Origin of the sequence: Lentzea sp. NPDC003310, assembly GCF_040610935.1 — a bacterium.
Classification (GTDB): Bacteria; Actinomycetota; Actinomycetes; order Mycobacteriales; family Pseudonocardiaceae; genus Lentzea.
Genome location: NZ_JBEXNC010000011.1, coordinates 112,541 through 132,278, shown reverse-complemented (window position 1 = coordinate 132,278; position 19,738 = coordinate 112,541). Strand labels below are relative to the sequence as shown.

Annotated in this window: 19 protein-coding genes and 5 tRNA genes; 17 read left to right on the top strand and 7 right to left on the bottom strand. The window is 70.1% G+C overall.

What is annotated here, in order from left to right:
• Positions 1 to 42 precede the first annotated feature (42 nt).
• The 5 genes from ABZX02_RS23640 to ABZX02_RS23620 all read left to right on the top strand — a co-directional run bounded on the left by ABZX02_RS23640 (position 43) and on the right by ABZX02_RS23620 (position 3,193).
• Positions 43 to 753 carry an ABC-2 family transporter protein gene (locus tag ABZX02_RS23640; RefSeq protein WP_355300725.1) on the top strand — a complete coding sequence of 237 codons (711 nt, stop codon included), beginning with the start codon at positions 43 to 45 and terminating at the stop codon, positions 751 to 753.
• Positions 746 to 1,543, top strand: a complete 798-nt coding sequence (locus ABZX02_RS23635) for an ABC-2 family transporter protein (protein WP_355300724.1) — start codon at positions 746 to 748, stop codon at positions 1,541 to 1,543. The genes ABZX02_RS23640 and ABZX02_RS23635 overlap by 8 nt, the downstream gene beginning before the upstream one ends.
• Positions 1,540 to 2,511, top strand: a complete 972-nt coding sequence (locus ABZX02_RS23630) for an ATP-binding cassette domain-containing protein (protein ID WP_355300723.1) — start codon at positions 1,540 to 1,542, stop codon at positions 2,509 to 2,511. Before ABZX02_RS23635 ends, ABZX02_RS23630 begins: the two co-directional genes overlap by 4 nt.
• 45 nt (positions 2,512 to 2,556) lie before the next feature.
• Complete coding sequence (locus ABZX02_RS23625; RefSeq protein ID WP_355300722.1) at positions 2,557 to 2,904, top strand: hypothetical protein; 348 nt, start codon at positions 2,557 to 2,559, stop codon at positions 2,902 to 2,904.
• A gap of 97 nt (positions 2,905 to 3,001) precedes the next feature.
• Positions 3,002 to 3,193 carry a DUF1918 domain-containing protein gene (locus ABZX02_RS23620; RefSeq protein ID WP_355300721.1) on the top strand — a complete coding sequence of 64 codons (192 nt, stop codon included), beginning with the start codon at positions 3,002 to 3,004 and terminating at the stop codon, positions 3,191 to 3,193.
• Here ABZX02_RS23620 and ABZX02_RS23615 read toward each other — a convergent pair.
• Together ABZX02_RS23615 and ABZX02_RS23610 are read right to left on the bottom strand one after the other, a co-directional pair.
• Complete coding sequence (locus ABZX02_RS23615) at positions 3,190 to 4,002, bottom strand: inositol monophosphatase family protein (protein WP_355300720.1); 813 nt, start codon at positions 4,000 to 4,002, stop codon at positions 3,190 to 3,192. The two genes, ABZX02_RS23620 and ABZX02_RS23615, sit on opposite strands and share 4 nt — an antisense overlap.
• 24 nt (positions 4,003 to 4,026) lie before the next feature.
• The gene (locus ABZX02_RS23610; protein ID WP_355300719.1) at positions 4,027 to 5,007 is read right to left on the bottom strand and encodes a malate dehydrogenase; all 981 of its coding nucleotides are present in this window, start codon (positions 5,005 to 5,007) and stop codon (positions 4,027 to 4,029) included.
• A 101-nt stretch (positions 5,008 to 5,108) separates the two neighbouring features.
• Here ABZX02_RS23610 and ABZX02_RS23605 point away from each other — a divergent pair, with 101 nt between their 5' ends.
• On the top strand, positions 5,109 to 5,699 hold the full coding sequence (locus ABZX02_RS23605; protein WP_355301058.1) for a pentapeptide repeat-containing protein: 591 nt from the start codon (positions 5,109 to 5,111) through the stop codon (positions 5,697 to 5,699).
• Between the two features lie 59 nt (positions 5,700 to 5,758).
• Here ABZX02_RS23605 and ABZX02_RS23600 read toward each other — a convergent pair whose 3' ends face one another.
• Positions 5,759 to 8,494: a glycohydrolase toxin TNT-related protein gene (locus tag ABZX02_RS23600; protein ID WP_355300718.1), complete on the bottom strand. Its 2,736-nt coding sequence runs from the start codon at positions 8,492 to 8,494 to the stop codon at positions 5,759 to 5,761.
• Between the two features lie 138 nt (positions 8,495 to 8,632).
• On the opposite strand from ABZX02_RS23600, the gene ABZX02_RS23595 reads away from it, so the two are divergent.
• Genes ABZX02_RS23595 through ABZX02_RS23585 form a run of 3 tightly spaced genes read left to right on the top strand, consistent with a single transcriptional unit; the run spans position 8,633 to position 10,705 of the window.
• Positions 8,633 to 9,553, top strand: a complete 921-nt coding sequence (locus ABZX02_RS23595; RefSeq protein ID WP_355300717.1) for a DMT family transporter — start codon at positions 8,633 to 8,635, stop codon at positions 9,551 to 9,553.
• Positions 9,550 to 10,398, top strand: coding sequence for a bifunctional methylenetetrahydrofolate dehydrogenase/methenyltetrahydrofolate cyclohydrolase (locus tag ABZX02_RS23590; protein ID WP_355300716.1), 849 nt, complete (start codon positions 9,550 to 9,552; stop codon positions 10,396 to 10,398). The genes ABZX02_RS23595 and ABZX02_RS23590 overlap by 4 nt, the downstream gene beginning before the upstream one ends.
• 13 nt (positions 10,399 to 10,411) lie before the next feature.
• Positions 10,412 to 10,705: a DUF3017 domain-containing protein gene (locus tag ABZX02_RS23585; protein ID WP_355301056.1), complete on the top strand. Its 294-nt coding sequence runs from the start codon at positions 10,412 to 10,414 to the stop codon at positions 10,703 to 10,705.
• Here the strand turns inward: ABZX02_RS23585 and ABZX02_RS23580 are convergent.
• Entirely contained in the window at positions 10,695 to 11,267 is a 573-nt protein-coding gene (locus ABZX02_RS23580) for a TetR family transcriptional regulator (RefSeq protein WP_355300715.1), read from the bottom strand. The two genes, ABZX02_RS23585 and ABZX02_RS23580, sit on opposite strands and share 11 nt — an antisense overlap.
• 75 nt (positions 11,268 to 11,342) lie before the next feature.
• On the opposite strand from ABZX02_RS23580, the gene ABZX02_RS23575 reads away from it, so the two are divergent.
• The 7 genes from ABZX02_RS23575 (at position 11,343) to ABZX02_RS23545 (ending at position 13,387) form a co-directional block, all read left to right on the top strand.
• Complete coding sequence (locus ABZX02_RS23575; protein ID WP_355300714.1) at positions 11,343 to 11,906, top strand: dihydrofolate reductase family protein; 564 nt, start codon at positions 11,343 to 11,345, stop codon at positions 11,904 to 11,906.
• A gap of 269 nt (positions 11,907 to 12,175) precedes the next feature.
• Positions 12,176 to 12,247: transfer RNA gene (locus tag ABZX02_RS23570), tRNA-Arg, on the top strand.
• Positions 12,248 to 12,346: 99 nt separating this feature from the next.
• Positions 12,347 to 12,418: transfer RNA gene (locus ABZX02_RS23565), tRNA-Phe, on the top strand.
• Between the two features lie 11 nt (positions 12,419 to 12,429).
• A tRNA-Ser gene (locus tag ABZX02_RS23560) sits at positions 12,430 to 12,514 on the top strand.
• A gap of 13 nt (positions 12,515 to 12,527) precedes the next feature.
• Positions 12,528 to 12,616 (top strand) — tRNA-Ser (locus ABZX02_RS23555).
• A 10-nt stretch (positions 12,617 to 12,626) separates the two neighbouring features.
• Positions 12,627 to 12,698 (top strand) — tRNA-Asn (locus ABZX02_RS23550).
• 14 nt (positions 12,699 to 12,712) lie between these two features.
• On the top strand, positions 12,713 to 13,387 hold the full coding sequence (locus tag ABZX02_RS23545; RefSeq protein WP_355300713.1) for an SUKH-4 family immunity protein: 675 nt from the start codon (positions 12,713 to 12,715) through the stop codon (positions 13,385 to 13,387).
• A gap of 9 nt (positions 13,388 to 13,396) precedes the next feature.
• Here the strand turns inward: ABZX02_RS23545 and ABZX02_RS23540 are convergent, their stop codons facing one another.
• The 3 genes from ABZX02_RS23540 to ABZX02_RS23530 are packed head-to-tail and all read right to left on the bottom strand — an operon-like array spanning position 13,397 to position 19,038.
• The gene (locus ABZX02_RS23540; protein WP_355300712.1) at positions 13,397 to 16,684 is read right to left on the bottom strand and encodes an error-prone DNA polymerase; all 3,288 of its coding nucleotides are present in this window, start codon (positions 16,682 to 16,684) and stop codon (positions 13,397 to 13,399) included.
• A 60-nt stretch (positions 16,685 to 16,744) separates the two neighbouring features.
• Complete coding sequence (locus ABZX02_RS23535; protein ID WP_355300711.1) at positions 16,745 to 18,247, bottom strand: DNA polymerase Y family protein; 1,503 nt, start codon at positions 18,245 to 18,247, stop codon at positions 16,745 to 16,747.
• Complete coding sequence (locus ABZX02_RS23530; protein WP_355300710.1) at positions 18,244 to 19,038, bottom strand: hypothetical protein; 795 nt, start codon at positions 19,036 to 19,038, stop codon at positions 18,244 to 18,246. The genes ABZX02_RS23535 and ABZX02_RS23530 overlap by 4 nt, the downstream gene beginning before the upstream one ends.
• A gap of 228 nt (positions 19,039 to 19,266) precedes the next feature.
• On the opposite strand from ABZX02_RS23530, the gene ABZX02_RS23525 reads away from it, so the two are divergent.
• Entirely contained in the window at positions 19,267 to 19,473 is a 207-nt protein-coding gene (locus ABZX02_RS23525; protein WP_355300709.1) for a hypothetical protein, read from the top strand.
• Positions 19,474 to 19,738: the final 265 nt, after the last annotated feature.

Genomic DNA, 19,738 nt, shown 5'->3' with positions numbered 1-19,738 from the left:
TTCCGAAGGTACTCGACCTACCGACAAGCGATGCTGGCCGGGATGACCACGAACGTGGTCTTCGGCCTGTTGCGGGTCGCGATCCTCGTCGCCGCGCTCGAAGCGGCGAACGGCGAGATCGCCGACTACGACGTCGCTGCCGCCAACACCTACGTCTGGATCGGGCAGGGGCTGCTCGGGTTCGTCCTGTTGTGGGGAACCAACGAGCTCGCCGAGCGCGTGCGATCCGGTGACGTGGTGGTAGACCTCTACCGGCCGTGGAACCTCCAGGGCGCCCTCCTCGCGGAGGACGTCGGGCGGGGTGGCTTCGCGTTCCTGACGCGGCTCGCCCCGCCGGTGGTGTTCGGCATGGTGCTGTTCCCGTTCCAGTTCCCGCAGACCGCCGTGCAGTGGCCGCTGTTCGGGGTCAGTGCGCTGCTCGCGCTCGTGATCAGCTTCGGCTTCCGGTTCCTCGTCGAGGTCAGCTCGTTCTGGCTGCTCGACAACCGGGGGCTGTACGGGTTCTGGACCATCTCGTCGGGTCTGCTGTGCGGCCTGACGGTGCCCATCGCGTTCTTCCCCGAGTGGGCTCGGGACGTGCTGTGGCTGACGCCGTTCCCGGCGGTGCTGCAGGCGCCGATCGACGTGTTCCTCGGGCACGGCGATTGGGTGAAGGTCATTGCACTGCAGGCGTTCTGGGCCGTGGTGATGCTCGCGATCGGCCACTTCGTGCTGCAACGCGCCGTGCGGAGGGTGGTGGTGCAGGGTGGCTGAGTTCGTCTACCCGAGGCTGATCGGCGCGCGGCTGCGCAGCCAGATGTCCTACCGCGCGTCGTTCGCACTGGACTTCGTGACGCAGGTGATGGCCCAGGGCTACGAGATGGTCGTCATCCTGATCCTGTTCACCCGGATCGACGCGCTGGGCGGCTTCTCGCAGAACGAGGTGCTGCTGATGTACGCGTTCGCGGGGACCGCGTTCGGTGTCGCGGACCTGTTCGCGGGACAGCTCGACAACCTGCCGACCTACATCCGCACGGGCAGCTTCGACGTGCTGCTGATGCGGCCGCTGCGCACGTTGCCGCAGATCATGTGCTCGGACATCCGGTTGCGGAGGGTCGGCCGGATCACCGGTGCGCTCGCGGTGATGTTCTACGCGCTGGCGAACGTCGCGGTCGACTGGTCGCCCGCGAAGGTCGTGCTGACGGTCGTCACCCCGATCGCGGGCGCGGTCATCTACAGCGCTGTGTGGGTGGTGGCCTGCTCGATCTGCTTCTGGATCGTCGAGGGCCGCGAGTTCGCGAACTCGGTCACCTACGGCAGCAACGCCTTCACGTCGTACCCGATCAACGTCTACTCGCGGCCGTTGCGCTGGCTGATGGCGTTCGTCGTGCCGGGGGCGTTCGTCGCGTACTACCCGAGCCTCGCGCTGCTCGGGAAGCAGGACTCGCTCGGCCTTCCTGGCTGGGTCGGCTGGACATCACCGCTCGTCGCGGCACTGGCGGCGGGCGTCGCCGGGTTCGTGTGGCGGTTCGCGGTCAGGCACTACCGGGGAACGGGATCATGATCGAGGTTCGGGAGCTCCGCAGGGAGTTCAAGGTCGCCACGTCGAAAGGCCTGCGGCGCAACTACAAGACGGTCACGGCGGTCGACGGCGTCACGTTCGGCGTGCAGGCCGGGGAGGCCGTCGGGTACGTCGGGCCGAACGGGGCCGGCAAGTCCACGACGATCAAGATGCTGACCGGGATCCTGGTGCCGACGAGCGGGCACGTCCGCGTCGACGGCGTGGACCCGTCGAAGCAGCGGCGGGACCTCGCGAAGCGCATCGGCGTCGTGTTCGGGCAACGCAGCCAGCTCTGGTGGGACCTGCCGCTGCAGGACAGCTTCGACCTGCTGCGGTCGATCTACCGGGTGTCGGCGGAGGACTACCGCCGCCGGCTCGACGAGTGCGTCGAGCTCCTCGGCCTGCAGGAGCTCCTCGTCACACCGGTGCGGCAGCTCTCGCTGGGGCAGCGGATGCGGGGTGAGATCACCGCCGCGCTGCTGCACGCCCCCGAGCTGCTGGTGCTGGACGAGCCGACGATCGGCCTGGACCTGGAGTCGAAGGAACGCCTGCGGGAGTTCCTCGCGGACCTCAACACCCGGCGCGGCACCACTCTCCTGCTCACCACGCACGACCTGGACGACATCGAACGCCTCTGCCCGCGGCTGATGGTGATCGACCACGGCCGGGTGCTCGCCGACGGGCCGCTGGCGGAGCTGCGCGCCGAGGTCACCCCCGAACGCGAGCTCGTCATCGACCTGCGGGAACCCGGCCCTCCACCGGACGTCCCTGGAGTAACGGCGGTGCGCAGCGACGCGAGCGGGTTGCGACACCACCTCACGTTCAGGAGGGCGGAGACGACGGCGGCGCAGTTGATCACCCAGGTGGTGCGGCAGGTGGAGGTCCACGACCTCGCCGTCGTGGAGCCCGAGATCGACGACGTCATCCGCAAGCTCTACCAACGCCAACTCGATCAAAACATTCATCGGTAGAGTCATCAGCAACAAATCCGGACACTTCGGGCACAAGGAGAGCGAATGCGCCTAGTTGGACCGCTTGCCGCGGCTGTCATCGCGTTGGGCAGCTTGACGGCGTGCGACACGATCCAGGGCGTCAGCGACGCCGCGGACAAGGTGAAGCTGTGCGCCGACGCGATCTCGCTCCTGGGCTTCTCGCCGGACATGAGCGACCCGCAGAAGGCTCTGGAGGACACCCAGGCCAAGGCGAAGGAGCTCGAGAACCTCGCGAACTCCGCGCCGGACGAGCAGGTGAAGAAGGCTCTCGAAGAGGCAGCCAACGGCATGCAGAACGTCGGTTCCGCGGCGGACTGGGTGCAGCAGAAGGCCGAGATCGCGGCGAAGGTCTCCTCGGCCTGCGGCGGATGAGCACTTGAGCCCTGTTGCGCACCTCCGGTGGCGGCCTAGGCTTTGACGCGTTCATCGTGCCAAGCCTCACGCCGCACACCGGAGGTGTTGCAGCACCATGCAAGCAACAGTGGGTGACAGGCTCCACGTCCACAGCCGTTCCGTCGGCCTGGAGGAGCGCCTCGGCGAGATCCTCGAAGTGCGCGGGAACGACGGACATCCGCCGTACCTCGTCCGCTTCAACGACGGCCACGAGGGCCTGGTGTTCCCCGGCCCCGACTGCGTCGTCGAACCGCGAGGGTCCGTCTAACCCAGCACCGTCGCGATCAGCTCCTCGGCCAGCTGGGGAGTCGCTGCCGCCACGCCCGACCACCGGTGGGTCAGGTCGGGTTCGAACGTGAACGGCCGGCCGTGCAGGTCGACCAGCACCCCGCCTGCGGCGGGCACGGTGACCAGCGCCGTCGCGAGGTCCATGATCCGGTGCGTGTCGCTGCCCGGATCGATGAAGGCGTCCACGGTGCCTTCCGCGACGAGCATGGTCTCCAGGCACGTCGTGCACAGCACCCGGATGCGGTCGGCCGTGTTCGCGATGCGCAGCCACGCGTCCTGAGTGCCTGTCTTCGGGCGCATGAGACACACGGACGCCCCCTTCAACGTGGTGCGTCCGGTCGTGCGGAACGGCGTGGGCTCTCCTGCGCGCGCATGCCACGCACGGCCCGTGTCGAACCACGTCGTGAGGGCTTCCTTCGCCGTGCCGTCTTCCACGAGCGCACCGGCGAAACAAGAGAGAGGAACGCCGAACGCGGCGTTCGCGGACCCGTCGACCGGGTCGATGACGAGGGTGATCGAGGAGCCGTTGTCGACGAACCCGGCTTCCTCGGACAGCAGGTTCACGCGACTGCGGTGGATGGACTCCAGGATCGCGTCCTCGACGATGCGGTCGACGCGCATCGTCGGTGTTCCGTCCGCGCCGTCCGCTACTTCCTCGCGGAGCTCGAGGCGCGTGTGCGATGAACGGGCACGCCCGTACGCCGCCGACGCCGCGCGGGCGGCATCGGCGAGCGCGGGGTGCACGTCGTCAGAGAGCTGTGGCGTGGGGACGTCCCAAGGAATCAGCACGTCCCCAACACTGCCACGGAAAACTCAGATGAGGCCGAGGCCCTTGACCGCGTCGCGCTCCTCGACGAGCTCGGCGACCGAGGCGTCGATGCGGGCGCGGGAGAACTCGTCGATCTCCAGGCCCTGGATGATCTCGTACTTGCCGTCCGCGCACTTGACCGGGAACGACGAGATGATGCCCTCGGGCACGCCGTACGAGCCGTCCGACGGGATGGCCATCGAGGTCCACTCGGTGCCGTTGACCCAGTCGTAGATGTGGTCGATGGCGGCGTTGGCGGCCGACGCGGCCGACGAAGCGCCACGGGCCTCGATGATCGCCGCACCGCGCTTCGCGACGGTCGGGATGAAGTCGTTCTCGAGCCACGCCTGGTCGTTCACGGCCTCGGCGGCGGTCTTGCCACCGACCTTGGCGTGGAACAGGTCCGGGTACTGGGTGGCCGAGTGGTTGCCCCAGATCGTCATGTTCTCGATGTCGGTGACCGCGACGCCGAGCTTCTTGGCGAGCTGCGACAGGGCGCGGTTGTGGTCGAGACGCGTCATCGCGGTGAAGCGCTCGCGCGGGACGTCTGGCGCGTGCTGCTGGGCGATGAGGGCGTTGGTGTTGGCCGGGTTGCCGACCACGAGGACCTTGACGTCGTCCGCGGCGCCGGCGTTGATCGCCTCGCCCTGCGGCTTGAAGATGCCGCCGTTGGCCTCGAGCAGGTCGCCGCGCTCCATGCCCTTGGTGCGGGGGCGGGCGCCGACGAGCAGGGCCACGTTGACGCCGTCGAACGCGGTCTTCGCGTCGTCGGTGATCGTGATTCCCTTGAGCAGCGGGAAGGCGCAGTCGTCGAGCTCCATCGCGGTGCCCTCGGCGGCCTTCAGCGCGGGGGTGATCTCCAGCAGCCGCAGGTTGACCGGGGTGTCCGGGCCCAGCAGGTGGCCGGAAGCGATGCGGAAGAGCAGTGCGTAGCCGATCTGGCCGGCTGCACCGGTGACAGTGACGTTCACGGGCGTGCGGGTCATGAGCCTTCCCGAATGACGGTCCTCGTTGACGTCGGGCAGGTCGCCCGGCGACCCGCACGTTACCAACACGTGGACTCTGCGAGAGTGTGAGAGTGGACAACCTGGTCGAAGAGGTCGGGGAGGACTACTCCGACGCCAACCTGCCTGATCAGCAGTGGGAGAAGCGCTCCTTCACGGACTGCGACTTCACCGAAGCCGATCTCCGCTCGCTCGTCACGACCGGGTGCACGTTCACCCGGTGCGACTTCACCCGGACGGACCTCGGCGAGTCGAAGCACCACGCGACGGCGTTCCGGCAGTGCACCTTCGACCGCACGGTGCTGACGCGGTCGTCGTTCGACTCGTGCAGCCTCATGGGGTCGAACTTCGTCGACTGCGTGCTGCGGCCCGTGACGTTCACGGAGGTCGACTTCACGCTGGCGTCGTTCGTGAAGGCTCCGTTGTACGACTTGAAGTTGCAGGGACAGCGGTTCCGCGAGACGAACCTCAGCGAGGCGGATCTGCGCAACACCGACCTGAGCGGCGCGGACCTGATGGGCGCGCGGCTGCTCGACGCGAAGCTCGACGGCGCGGACCTGCGCGGCGCGAAGATCGACGCGAACGGGCTCCGGCAGGCGAAACTCGCCGGGGCGCAGATCGACGTCGACACGGCGATCGCGTTCGCCGCGGCCTACGGGCTCGTGGTGAGCTGACCTGCAACGGCAACGGCCCCGCGTCCTCGTGAGGACGCGGGGCCGTTGTGGTGCAGGACCTAGTTGTCGGCGGAGATCTCCACCAGCACGCCGTCCGCGATCATCTCCTCGACCGCCTTCGGCAGCAGGTAGGCGGTGCCGCCGCCCGGCTGCTCGAACCACGGCACGGCCACGCCGGTCAGCACCTCGAGCGGGCGGCGCAACCGGTACACGCGGTACGGGCGGTTGATCCACGACGGCACGAGGCTGCGTTCCGGGAACGGCGTGCCCGCCACGTAGACGAGGTTGCCGCTCTGGTCGCCGTAGCGGTCGACCTCGGTGCCCGCCGGCAGCTCGAACATCTGCTTGTGGCGGAACAACGTGAGCGGCGGCTCGCCCGCGAGCGGGGAGATCGGGAACTTCCGCTTCGACGGCTCCTCCTGCGCCACGGCGGCGGCGACCGGTGAGGGTGCCTGCTGCGGTGCGGGCGGCGGGACCTGCTGGACCTGCGTCGGCGCGGCGGCCGCCGGCATCGGCGCGGGCGGCTGCACGGGCGGGGCCTGCGGCGGCATCGGCGGGCGCTGCGGCGGCACGGGACGGCGCGGCTCCTCGCGGAAGCCGTTGGTCATCGGCCGCTGCGGCGGCTGCGGTGCCCGCGGCGGGATGGTGCGGAAGTTGCCCAGCACCAGCTTGCCGACCAGGTACGCCGACGCGTCCTCGACCTTGTCGAACCGCACCGGGTTCTTCGGGCCGTGGTCGAACCAGCTGACCTCCCAGCTGTCGCCGTCGAGGCGCAGCGTCCAGGTGCGGTCGGCGGGTTCGCCGCCGATGCGGAACACCCCGTGCGGCACGTTGAGGTCGTCGAGCGCGCGGCGGGTGCCCGCGAGCTCGCGGTCCTCCTCCTGCGTGACCTGGCGGGGCGGCCTGACCGGCTCCGGCTCCGGCTCGGGCTCCGGTTCGGGTTCGGGCTCCGGTTCCGGCTCTGGCTCCGGTTCGGGCTCGTTGAACAGCGCCGCGTCGAACTGGGTCGTCTCCTCGGAGCGCGTCGGCGCGGGCACGACCGGTGCGACGGCCACGGGCTCGGGCTCCGGTTCCGGTTCGGGCTCCGGTTCGAAGTGCGAGTCGAGCTGCGCCTCGAAGGAGGTGGTGGACTCGATCTCCTCCTCGGGGGCGAGGTCGGGCTCGTCCGCGGCCACCTCGACGACCGGGTGCTCCTCGGTGACCTCGGCCGCGCTCTCCGCCGGCTCGTCGACGACCGGGCTCCACGCCATCGTGTCCTGCATGGCGTCGCGCGGTCGTTCCTCGGTCTCGGCGTCGAGGTGGTCGGTGACCTCGGCCTCGCCGTGGTGCGTCAGCAGCTCCGGCTCCCGGTGGTGCGTGAGGAGCTCGGGCTCGTCGGGTCCCGCGGTGGGGATCCGGGGTTCCTCGGGAACGTCCACGTCCTCGTGTTCGTCCCGAGCGGCCGTTTCGTTCGGGTCGTCGGCGGCGAAGTCCTCGACCGGCTCCGGCTCCCGGACGGGCTCGCGCACCGGCTGCCGGACGATCTCCGGAGCGGACTCGCGGACCGGTGCGGGCGTCGGCTGCTGCCGGACGGGCTCCGGGGCCGGCTCGGGCTCGGGTTCCACCAGGTCGGCCGGGTGCGGCGCGAAGAGGTCCATGCCCGCGCCGTACGTGTCGCGCAGGGTCCGCTCGTCGACCGTGTCCGGCACGCCGTCGGAGTCGAAGACGACCCGGTAGGGAGGACCGTCCACGCCCAGCGGCGGCGCGCCGACCGCGAGCGTCTCGCCCAGGTCGTCACGGGCGGACTCCCGCACGGGCAGCGGCTGCTCGGCCTTGACCTCGGCCGCGGGCGGCTCGGGGTACATCGGCTCGAAGTCGTACTCCTCCTCCTGCTCCTCGCCGGCCTTCGCGTCCTCGAACTTCGGCGCCTCGACGAACTGGGTCGCGTCGGCGGCGGGCTCGGGCTGCGGTTCGGGCTCGACCGGCGCCGGCACGACGGTGCCGGGAGGCGCGGCGGGCGCGCCGAGGTTCGCCGCGGCACCGAGCCGGGCCTCCTCGCTCACCTCGGGCAGGGTGAAACCGGCGGCACGCGCGCGGTCGACCAGCTCGGGCTCGGGCGGGACGCCGTACTTGCGCAGGTAGTAGGAGACGCCGGCGGGCCAGATCCACGCACCGTCGGTCTGGAACCCGGACGGCACGACCGGCGGCGTGTCGGGGTGCAGCACGTCGTTGTCGAAGCCGCGCCCGGCCACGGCGACCGGCGCGTTCGACAGGTACGCGAGCAGCGGCGCGACCTCGGGCTCCGGCACCGGCGGCCGGTTGACCGACGGACGACCGTTCGGTCCGGCGCCGTCGAAGACGCGGACCGTGCGGAACACCGGCGTCGGCGGGTTCAGCCTGCGGCGCAGCCAGTCGGGGACGTTCTCCTCGGCGCGCGGGAAGAACCGCATCTCGTCGACGTAGGCCTGCTGCGGAGGCGGGGTCTGCCAGCTCGGCTCCGCGCGGTCGAAGTCGAGGTTGTAGCTGGACGGGTGATCGAGCTGGTACCGGGCGTTGGTCCAGCTGCCGCGGCCCTCGCGGTGCATGCCGGCGCGCAGCCGCGCGAACAGCGAGGCCACCTCCTGCGGCACCTGCCACGCGCGCTTGGAGCCGTCCTGCAGCTTGAGTTCGGATTCCAGCTCGAAATACCGGCCGGTGGCGCGGTACTGCGCGATCACGCCTCGCCAGTCCTCTGGTGCGGCCCGCATCAGCGTCAGGCCGATCTGCTTGACCAGAGCGTCCTGCTCAGTAGGGTTCAACGGCTTCGGCTCGGACACGCCAACATCTTCCCCCGCAACTCGCCGGATCGCACACGTCCCCCGCCACTGCGCCGAACGGTGGAGGCCCGACCATAACGTGGTGGACGTGCAAGGTTAAAGCTGATCAAGAACACCTTTGACCTGTCTGGAGGCGACGTGGCGCGGTCCGCGCAGGTGACCGGCGGTCTGCTGGCCGCGGCCGGCGGCGTGGCCATCGCCGTGCAGGCGCGCGTCAACGGGTCGCTCGCGCAGGGGCTCGGCAACGGCCTCGTGGCGGCGTTGATCTCCTTCGCCGGAGGGTGGTTCGTGCTGCTCGCGGTCGTCCTGACGCGACAGTCCGGACGGGACGGCCTCACCCGGCTGCGGGACGCGTTGCGGCACCGGCGCATCCGGTGGTGGGAGTGCGTCGGTGGCGTCAGCGGCGCGTTCCTCGTCGGCTCGCAGGGTCTCGCCGTCGCGACCATCGGTGTGGCGGTGTTCACGGTCGCGGTGGTGATCGGACAGGTCGTGAGCAGTCTGGTCATGGACAACCTCGGGGTCGGTCCCGGCGAGTCGAAGCCGGTTACGAAGACACGTGTCGTCGGAGCGGCCGTCGGCGTTATCGCCGTGACGGTCGCGGTGTCGCACCAGCTCACGTCGCCGGGCGCGCTGTGGCTCGCGGTGCTGCCGCTGGCCGCGGGCCTGCTGATGGGCTGGCAGCAGGCGGTGAACGGGCTGGTGCGCGAGGCCGCGGACAACTCGATGGCCACGATCCTGGTGAACTTCAGCGTCGGCACGATCGCGTTGTCGCTGGTCAACGCCGTGGCGTGGCAGGGGGTGCCCGACTCGTTCCCGAGCGGCTGGTGGCTCTACCTCGGCGGGTTGCTGGGCATCGTCGGCGTGGGCGGCGCGATCACATCCGTGCGGTACATCGGCGTGCTGATGGTCGGGTTGTGCGGCGTGTGCGGGCAGCTCATCGGGGCCGTGCTGCTCGACGCGGCGAGCGGCCACCTGGCGCTGCCGACGGTGATCGGCGTGGCGCTGACGCTGGTGTCGGTGGGCGTCGCCGCGCTGCCCAGTGGGAAGATGAGGCCGTGACTGCGACGCTGCTCAACGGCAACGAAACCCGGAACGCGCTGTTCGAGGACCTGAAGGCGCGGGTGGCCGCGCTCCCCCGCCCCGTCGGTCTCGCCACCGTGCTGGTCGGCGACGACCCCGGCTCGCACTCGTACGTCAAGGGCAAGCACCGGGCGTGCGAGAAGGTCGGCATCGCGTCGATCCGGCGCGACCTGCCCGAGGAGACGACCCAGGAGGAGCTCGAAGCCGTCATCGACGAGCTGAACGCGAACCCCGAGGTCACCGCGTACATCGTGCAGCTCCCGCTGCCCAAGCACCTCAACGCGAACGCGATCCTCGAGCGCATCGACCCGGCCAAGGACGGCGACGGCCTGCACCCGGTCAACCTCGGCAAGCTCGTGCTCGGCGAGGAGGCGGCGCTGCCCGCCACGCCGCGCGGCATCGTCGAGCTGCTGCGCCGCTACGAGGTGCCGATCTCGGGTGCCCAGGTCACCGTGGTCGGCCGCGGCGTCACCGTGGGCCGCCCGATCGGCCTGCTGCTGACCCGTCGCAGCGAGAACGCCACCGTGACGCTGTGCCACACCGGCACCAAGGACCTGGCGGCCGAGGTGCGCCGCGCGGACATCGTGATCGCCGGCGCGGGTAGCCCCGGCCTGATCACCGCGGACATGGTCAAGCCGGGCGCGGCCGTGGTCGACGTCGGCATCACCCGCACCGAGGCCGGTCTCGTCGGCGACGTGGCCCCCGAGGTCCGCGAGGTGGCCGGCTGGCTCGCCCCGATCCCCGGTGGCGCCGGCCCGATGACCGTCGCGATGCTGCTGACCAACACCGTCGAGGCCGCCGAGCGCGCTCATGCAGCGGTCTGACGCGCAGGCGCTCATGGGAGAGACGCGCTGGCGTTCCGGCCCCGGCAAGCACCTGCCGTTCGCGCTGGTGCTCGGGGTCGGCGTGCTCGGCCTGGTGCGGATCTTCCAGTACCACTGGCGGCAGGGTGCCGTGCTGCTCGGCGTGTCGTTGCTGGTCGCGGCCGTCCTGCGCATCCTCGTGACCGACGAGCAGGCGGGTCTGATCAAGATCCGCGGCCGCGGCATGGACGCGTTCCTCTACTCGACGCTGGGCATCGTGGTGATCGCCGTGGCCCTGACGATCACCGGCGGCCCGCTCAGCCGATAGCGCGGTCGACCAGGACCTCGACGAACTCGTCGAGGTCCACCGCCGCAGCGGCCGCGTCGGGCAGCGTCAGCCGTTCGTAGATGAACCCCGTCATGGCGAAGTACATGAGCATGACGGTCATCCGGTCGCCGGGCAGCGCCGACTCCTCGTTGAACGCGACGTTGAACTCGATGCCCTCGGCGATCGTCTTCGTCAGCTCCGCCTGCAGGTCGGGCCTCCTGGTGGCCTCGAGCCGAAGCTCCATCATCGCGAGGTAGCACGCCTTGTCGGCGTCGGCCCGCTTGATGATGTCGTGCATGAACTTCACGCTCAGCGCCTGGTCGCGCGGCCTGGCGAGCGACTCCGCCACCGACTCGTCGGACGGCATCAGCCTGATGTGCACGCGCGTCATCACCGCCGCCATCAGCTCGTCGCGGTTCGCGAAGTAGTTCGACGCGGTGCCCGGTGGCGTCTCGGCCTTCGCGTCGATCGCGCGGTAGGTCAGGCCCCGCGCACCCTCCTCGGCCAGGACGTCGATCGCCGCGTCCAGCAGGGCCGCTCGCCGTGCCTCGTTCTTGACCACGATGCCTCCTTGACAACCACTACAGACATAGTACTACAGTTGTCGTGGTTGAGATACATCCCAGGGGGTTCAGCTATGCGAAAGCTCGTCTACTACGTGGCCGTGACGCTCGACGGGTTCATCGCCGCCGAGGACGGGACCTTCGACGGTTTCATCTTCGAAGGCGACCACATGGCCGGCATCAACGCGCACTACCCGGAGACCGTGCCCACCCAGGCGCGCGAACTGGTCGGCCTGCAGGACGCGAAGAACCAGCACTTCGACACGGTGCTGATGGGCCGCAACACCTACCAGGTCCCCGGCGGCCTGGCCTCGCCGTACGCGCACCTGCGCCAGTTCGTCGTGACGACGCAGGACCTCGACACCCCGCCGGACGTCGAGGTGATCTCGTCGGACGTCGTCGGCCGCGTGCGGGCACTCAAGGCCGAGGACGGCATGGACATCTGGCTGTGCGGCGGCGGCAAGCTGGCCGCCGAGCTGCTGCCGGAGATCGACACGCTGCTGCTCAAGTTCCACCCGGTGGTCTTCGGCCGCGGCATCCCGCTGTTCGACGGAAAAGCCGACATCAGGAAGTTCCAGCGCACCGACGCGCAGCTGTTCGAGAGCGGAGTTTCGTTCATGACTTACGAACGCGTTTAGAAAAATGATTGACGGGCGCCGCGTGCGCCCGCAATACTTGTGCCACACACCGAGACCAAGGGGAACGTCATGATGAGCCAGCTGCGACGGGACGGACGATTTAGCGTCGTCGTCGCGTGCGTGCACTCGTCGCGACGCCCAAGCTCCTCGCGACCGTTTTCGCAGGTGAGCTCCTTGTAGTGGCATGAGTTGATCGAGGCCACCACAGGGAGCCGCCCATCGGGAAACCGATCAGGGCGGCTCTCTTTATTTGTTGTGTTCATTTTCTTGCCCTTGTAGCTCAATGGAGAGAGTGCGGCGCTACGAACGCCGAGATTCAGGTTCGACTCCTGGCAGGGGTAATTCCGGATGCGAGGGAGACGGCAACCCGCCTCATTTGGGATGAGGACACACCGCGTTCGACTCGCGGGCATCCGACTGGCGCTCTTCGGAGCGCGCAAGGCTCTTTAGCTCAACTGGCAGAGCACCGGGGTGAAGACCCGGTGGTCAGGGTTCGACTCCCTGGGGAGCCACGACGGACGAAGGAGGGCTGGCCGAGTGGTAAGGCACCGGATTGCTGATCCGAGGTCCAGCGATGTCTGGCGCGCGTTCGATCCGCGCGCCCTCCGCGTCCCGTTCCGAGGAGGATTGGCCGAGCCCGGTAAGGCAGCTGTCTCGAAAACAGTGGTCAGCGCGTGAGCGCTGCGCAGGTTCGAATCCTGCATCCTCCGCTCCACCGTGTCCTCTGAAGTGCTGATGGCAGCACGCCCGACTGTTACGCGGGAGGACCAGGTTCGAATCCTGGCAGGGGAACTACGCTTCGCCCCGTGGTGCTGGGGGAAGAGCGACTGGTAGAGGTGCTGACGGCACCGCTGGACTCGATCGTCGACGTCGACGCGCAGACGCTCCCTCCCGAGGAGGTGCTGCGCCGGTGGCGGTTGCCGGAGTCCGATCTGCGCGCCTTGTCGAGGTGGGGTCTGCCCCACGACGGGATCAAGACGCCCGACTTCCAGACGGAGTCCGAACCGGTGCTCGTGCCGAACGTGGCCGGCCCGTTCGAGAGCCGCCTGATCACCCCCGAGGACCGGCTCTACCGGCTGGGCGGGTGGGGGTCGTGGGAAGGCACCCCGCGGATGGGTGCGGTCGCCGGCGACGGCAGGGTCCTCGCCATCCGCGACAGACCGATGACGGCGCAGGACGTGCACCGGGATCTGCGTTGGCACTATCGCCACCTCCACCACCCCGCCGTGGACTTCATCAACTCCTCGGTGACGCACCTGGTCGAGATCTCGTGGCGGTGGCGCGCTGTGGTGCGAGTCGTCGCGGCGATGGAGCAGCCTCCCTTCGACGCGCCTCGGGAGGTGCAGGAGGCGGCTGTACGTCGCCTGGAAGCGTACGAGTGGATCGTCCTCCAGCACGTGGAGAAGATCGACCACCAGCTGCGAGCCGTTTTCCCAGGCTCGCTCTGGCGCGAGGTCGTCACCGAACTGAGCGGCTGCTGATCGCCGAGGTCAGCGGAAGTCCCGCGACTTCGACGGGATCCGCAGATCCAGGTGCTGCAACCGGTCCGCCAGCAGGCTGACCACGCCGTCGGCCGACTCGACCACGCCCCGCACCAGCATCGCGCCGCTGCCCCGCGCCACCTTCCGGTACCGCGCCCACAGCCCCGGCGAGCACACGACGTTCACCATCCCCGTCTCGTCCTCGATGTTGAGGAACGTGACGCCGCCCGCCGTCGCCGGCCGCTGCCGGTGCGTCACCGCGCCGCCGATCAGCACTCGGGTACCGGGTTTCACGTCCCCGAGCGACGTCACCGGCAGTGCGCCCATCGAGTCCAAAGTGGACCTCACGAACTGGGTCGGGAAGCTGTCCGGGGACAGGCCCGTGGCCCAGACGTCCGCGACGGCCAGTTCCACGTCGTCCATGCCCGGTAGTGCGGGTGCGTCCACGCCGACCACGGTGCCGGGCAGGCGGTCGGAGCGGATCGCGGCCACTGCGCCCGCTGCCCAGAGGGCCTCGCGGCGGGCCAGGCCGAAGCAGGCGAAAGCGCCTGCGGTGGCCAGTGCCTCGACCTGGGCGGCGGTGAGCTGGACTCGGGTGCCGAAGTCCTCCATGTCGCGGAACGGTTGTGCCGCAACGATCCTCTCGGCGTCCGCGTCACCGATGCCGCGGACTGCGCTCAGGCCGATGCGGACGGCCTGGGCGCCCTCGAAGAGTTCCAGGCCCGCCCAGGGCAGGGAGCGGTTGACGCACGGGCCGTGCACCGTCACGCCGTGGCGGCGGGCGTCGATCACAAGGGACTGCGGCGAGTAGAAGCCCATCGGCTGCGCTCGGAGCAGGGCCGCGCAGAAGGCCGCCGGGTGGTAGAGCTTGAACCACGCGCTCACGAACACCAGGTGCGCGAACGACAGGGCGTGCGACTCCGGGAAGCCGAAGTTCGCGAACGCCAGCAGCTTCGCGTAGATGCGGCCGGCCAGCTCGGAGTCGATGCCCTGCGCGGCGCAGCCCTCGTAGAAGCGGTCGCGCAGGCGTTCCATGCGGGCGGTGGAACGCTTGGCGCCCATCGCCCGGCGCAGTTCGTCGGCCTCGGCGGCGGTGAAGCCGGCCACGTCGACCGCGATCTGCATGAGCTGTTCCTGGAACAACGGGACGCCGTAGGTCTTCTTCAGCGAGTTCTCCAGCAACGGGTGGTCGTAGTCCCACTTCTCGACCCCGTTGCGGCGCCGGATGTACGGGTGCACGGAACCGCCCTGGATCGGGCCCGGCCTGATCAGCGCCACCTCGACGACCAGGTCGTAGAACTCCCGCGGTTTCAGGCGGGGCAACGTCGCCATCTGCGCGCGGCTCTCCACCTGGAAGACGCCGACCGAGTCGGCCTTCTGCAGCATCTCGTAGACGGCGGCGTCGGCGAGGTCGATCCGGCCCATGTCCACGTCGACGCCCTCGTGGTCGCGGACCAGGTCGATGGCGTAGTGCAGCGCGGAGAGCATGCCGAGGCCGAGCAGGTCGAACTTCACCAGGCCGATGGACGCGCAGTCGTCCTTGTCCCACTGCAGGACCGTGCGCTTGTCCATGCGCGCCTTCTCCACCGGGCACACCTCGCTGACGGCGCGGTCGCAGATCACCATGCCGCCGGAGTGGATGCCGAGGTGGCGCGGGAAGTTCTCCAGCTGCGCCGAGAGCTCCAGCACGTCGCGCGGGATGTCGCAGTCGTCGGTGGTGGTGCCGAGTGGACCCCACCTGTCGATCTGCTTGCTCCACGCGTCCTGCTGGCCCGGCGAGTGCCCCAAAGCGCGCGCCATGTCCCGCACCGCGGACCGGGCGCGGTAGGTGATGACGTTCGCGACCTGCGCCGCGTGCCTGCGGCCGTACTTGGCGTAGACGTGCTGGATGACCTCCTCGCGCCGGTCGGACTCGATGTCGACGTCGATGTCGGGCGGGCCGTCGCGGGCGGGGGCGAGGAACCGTTCGAAGAGCAGGTCGAACCGGACCGCGTCGACGTTGGTGATGCCGAGCGCGAAGCACACCGCGGAGTTCGCCGCGCTGCCCCTGCCCTGGCAGAGGATGTCGTTGCGCTTGCAGAAGTCCACGATGTCGTGCACGACGAGGAAGTAGCCGGGGAAGCCGAGCTGCTCGATGATCCGCAGCTCGTGCTCGATCTGCCGCATCGCCTTCTCGGCGCCGTCGGGGTACCTGCGCCGGGCGCCGAGGTAGGTGAGCTCGCGCAACCAGGTGATCTCGGTGTGGCCCGCCGGCACGTCGAACGGCGGCAGCTTCGGCGCGACCAGCCGCAGGTCGAACGCCAGCTGCATGCCGAGCAACGCGGCGTTGTGCACGGCTCCCGGGAAACGGCGGAACCGGTGGAACATCTCCTCACCGCTGCGCAGGAACGCCGCGGGTGACGGCGGCAGCCAGCCCGCCATGTCGTCGAGACTGCTCCGTGCGCGCACGGCGGCCATCGCGGCGGCGAGCCTGCCCCGGCTCGGGGTCGCGTAGTGCGCGGCATTCGTTGCCACGACGGGGAGTTGCAGCTTCTGCGCCATCGCGTTGAGCAGGTCGTTGCGGCGGCTGTCCTCCGGCAGGCCGTGGTCGGTCAGCTCGACGTAGACGCGGCTCCGGCCGAACATGTCGGTGAGCTTGACGATCTCCTCGAACGCCGCCTCGGGGCCTTCCCTGGTCAACGCCCGGCGCACGGTTCCCTTGCGGCAGCCCGTGAGCACCACGACGTCGCCCCTGGTGTCGGCGATGATCTGGTCGACGTCGTAGACGGGTTTGCCCTTCTCGGCGTCGTCGTGCAGGTGCCCGGTGGTCAGCGTGCGGCACAGCGCGTGGTAGCCGTCCTGTTGGCGTGCAAGGAGAAGCAGGTGGTCGCCCTCGGGATCCGGTTCACCGTTGGCGGGCCTCGACAACCCGATGCTCAGCTCGGCGCCGAACACCGTGTGCATGCCGAGCTCCTTGGCCGCCTCGGCGAACCGCACCACGCCGTACATGCCGTCGTGGTCAGTGATCGCGATGGCGTCGAGCTTGAGCCGTTGCGCCTCCTCGACCAGCTCCTCGGGGTGGCTCGCGCCGTCGAGCCAGCTGAAGTTGCTGTGGCAGTGCAGTTCCGCGTACGGGACGCGCTTGCGGGTGACCGCCATCTCGTCCGCGTGCAGCGTGAAACCCGGTGGGGCGGTGTAGCGGTCGCGGTGTCTTCCCCACCCCGGACCGTCACCGCCGTCGGGCTTCTGCTCGTAGGGCTTGCCGGACAGGGCCCGCTCGAGCTCCCTCCAGCGGACCGGCGGGTTATTCCACCCCATCGGCTTCCTTGCGCGGCAACGGGATCAGCGTCTCCAGCAGATCCCAGTACTCGTCCTTCATCAGTCGTACACCCCTTCCAGAAACCACCTCTGGTCCCTGCGGACCAGCAGGAACGCCCGTTCGTCCGTCTGCACCTGGATGCGCGCGGCCCGGTGCGGGTCCGGCGCCCACCACCGCTCGTCGACCGGCCACGGACCAGCCCACGCGGTGATCTCCAGCCTCTTCCCCCTGACCGCCAGCACCGCCGGTCGCGCGGTGAGCTCGAGTCGCCCGGTCACGCCGACCTCGCCACCGGCGGCGTCCCGCAGCTCCGCCGGGTCGTCGGCGAGGGTCGCGGGAGCCCTGGTGAGCCGGCCGGGCCACGGGTGGTCCGGAGCGCGCAGCGGCGTTCGCTCGTCGCCCCACGGCACGAGCCTGACCTGCTCCTTCGGTCCCCGGCCGCCGTCGAGGACGCCGGTGAGCACACCGTCCGGCCCGAGCAGTCCCTGGACGTGCAGCAACGCCCGCACCGCCCGTTCGTCGTCGTGGCCCCACAGCCCGAGCTGCAGCGCGGTGCCGGTGACGACCTCGACCGGTTCGAGGGTGAGCGTGCGGATGCCGGAGGCGAGGCGTTCGCGGGTGAGCCAGCCGTCGAGCTGCCAGCGCACGCGGTCCGCGATCCCCCGCGGTGTCAACGGTTCCGCGGCCCGCCAGACCCGGTGCAGCTCCTCGTCGGTCTCGGTGCGGGCGTGGATGCCGAGCCGCGTGCACGCGAGACCGCGGGCGGCGAGGTTCTCGTGCAGCCGTTCCGAGAGGGTCTTGGCGGCGAACGCGGCCGCGTCGATCCGCTCGACCGGGTCGTCGAAGGTCTCGGTCACCGCCAGCTCCGGCGCGGGCCTCCGCTTGTCCAGCGGGCGTTCGGGCAGCCCGCGGGCGAGCCGGTGCTGCCTCGTCGCCGGGCCGCCGAACCGCGACGCCACCGCGTTCTCGGGCACCTCGGCGAACGCGCCGAGCGTCTTCAGCCCGAGCCGGCGGAGCAGGTCGACCAGCTCCGGGGCGTCGAGTTCGTGCACTCCCAGCGGTTCCAGGAACTCCGCCGTCCGGTCCGGTGGCACGATCACGTTGCGGTGCGCGGCTTTCGTGGCAGCGAACAGGCTGTCGGCGACACCGACCTGGGCCTCCGTGCCGGTGCGGGCGGCGACGTGGTCGACGATCCGTTCGGCGGCCTGCTCGGCCGTCCCGAAGTAGCCGACCGGTCCCCGTGCCGGCACCGCGACCAGCCCCGGCTGCACGACCTCGATGCCGGGCGCGAGCTCCTCGACGGCCTCCGCCACCGGCTCGAAGAACCGCGCGTCGCGCTGCGGGTCGTGCTCGAAGGTGATCAGCTCGGGGCACATGGCCTCGGCCGCGCGCTTGCGCATCGACCTCCGGATGCCCTCGGTGCGCGCCACCGCCGAGGTGGCCACGATCTCGTTGCCGTCGACCACCGCCACCGGCACGTGCAGGGCGGTGCCGGTGGCGGTGCAGGCGGCGACAACGGGCCAGTCCGGACACCAGACCGCGAGCAGACGGGTGTCCCTCACCGCGCGGAACCCTTCTCCGCGAGCCGGACCAGCCGCTCGATCGCCTCCGACCGCCGGGTGGCGGCAGGGTCAGCCCGCCTGGCGGCCAGTTCGTCGGCCCGGCCCGGACCGGCATCAGCCGGCTCGTCGGAGCGGGCCGGGGAACCGGCCACCAGCGGGAGCTCGATCTCTTCTTCGCCGAACGTCAGCAGCACCTGCCGCGCCTGCCCGGCCGAACCGCGGCCACCGCTGCGCACGCTGATCTGCTGACGCCGCAACGTCTCCGCGCCGTCGTCGAGCGCGTTCCAGCTGACCGACTCGGCGGTCAGCGCGACGTCGGCCGAGGGCCACGCCCCGAAGGCGATGAGCACGGCCTTGCGCTGACGAGCCCGCGCCGTCAACCGGCGGGCGAGCGAGGGAGGCACCGGGCAGGCGACGGCGACCAGGTCGATGCCGTCGAGCAGGGCCGCGATGACCGGGCCCGGATCACTGCCGGGACTGGGGACCAGGGCGAGGCGCTGCACCGCGACGCCCAGTTCGGCCGCGGCCAGCACCCCGAGCTGCGGCAGGCCGACCACGGCGGCCCAGCAGCCGTCCGCGGTCGCTCCCGCCAGCAGGGCGAGCAGCAACGATGTCGATCCGCCCACCGACACCGTGCTGCCACGCCGCAAGCCGCCCCACGGCAGCAGGCCCGCCAGCTCCCCGTGAACCGGCAGAACCCGCCCCGTGGCGTGGTCGGTGGTGGTGCTGGTCAGCTCGCTGGCCGGGTTCACCCCGAGCTCGGACAGCGACGCCGTTGCCGACCTGGACACTCCACCCACCTCCCATCTCGGACCGTGCGCACCCCTGTGCACGGCCGCCGTGGGAAGTTCGGCGACTTGCTTATTCGAACTCTTGTTCGAACGAACGGGATGATCGTAGCGCGTGGACACACCCCTGTGTCAACGCCAGAGCGTCACCCTTTTGGTGGACACGGCCACACGGGTCCGGAAGGTCCTCTACGGTTGCTCGATCGACATGAGGTCGAGGGGGAACCGCAGGTGGGTGCACTGGCAGCGGCACGGAGACCGGACGAGGGCACGTTCCCGGTCGTGGCGGCCGTCGCGCTCACGGCGGGTGCGGTGGCGGCCGGCGGCAGGTATCGGATGGCCCATCACCGCACCACCGGCGAAGCAGAGGAACCGGACGAGTCGCGGCTCCGGGCGAGGGGCCGCGCCGTCCTCGACGACGTTCTGGGGAAGTTGTGAACCAACCACCACCGCACGGCTGGCACCAGCAGCAGGGCTGGCCGCAGCAACCGGGACCGCAACAGCCGGGGCCACCTCAGCAACACGGCCAACACCAACTAGGCCACCAACACCCCGGCCAGCAACAACCTGGCACCCCACAACCCGGTCCGCAGCACCCTGGGCCGCAAGGCTGGCAGCACCAACCGGGCTACCCACCTCAGCCGGGCTACCCACCCCAGCCACCCCGCAAGAGCAAGGCCCCGCTGGTAATCGGCATCCTCGC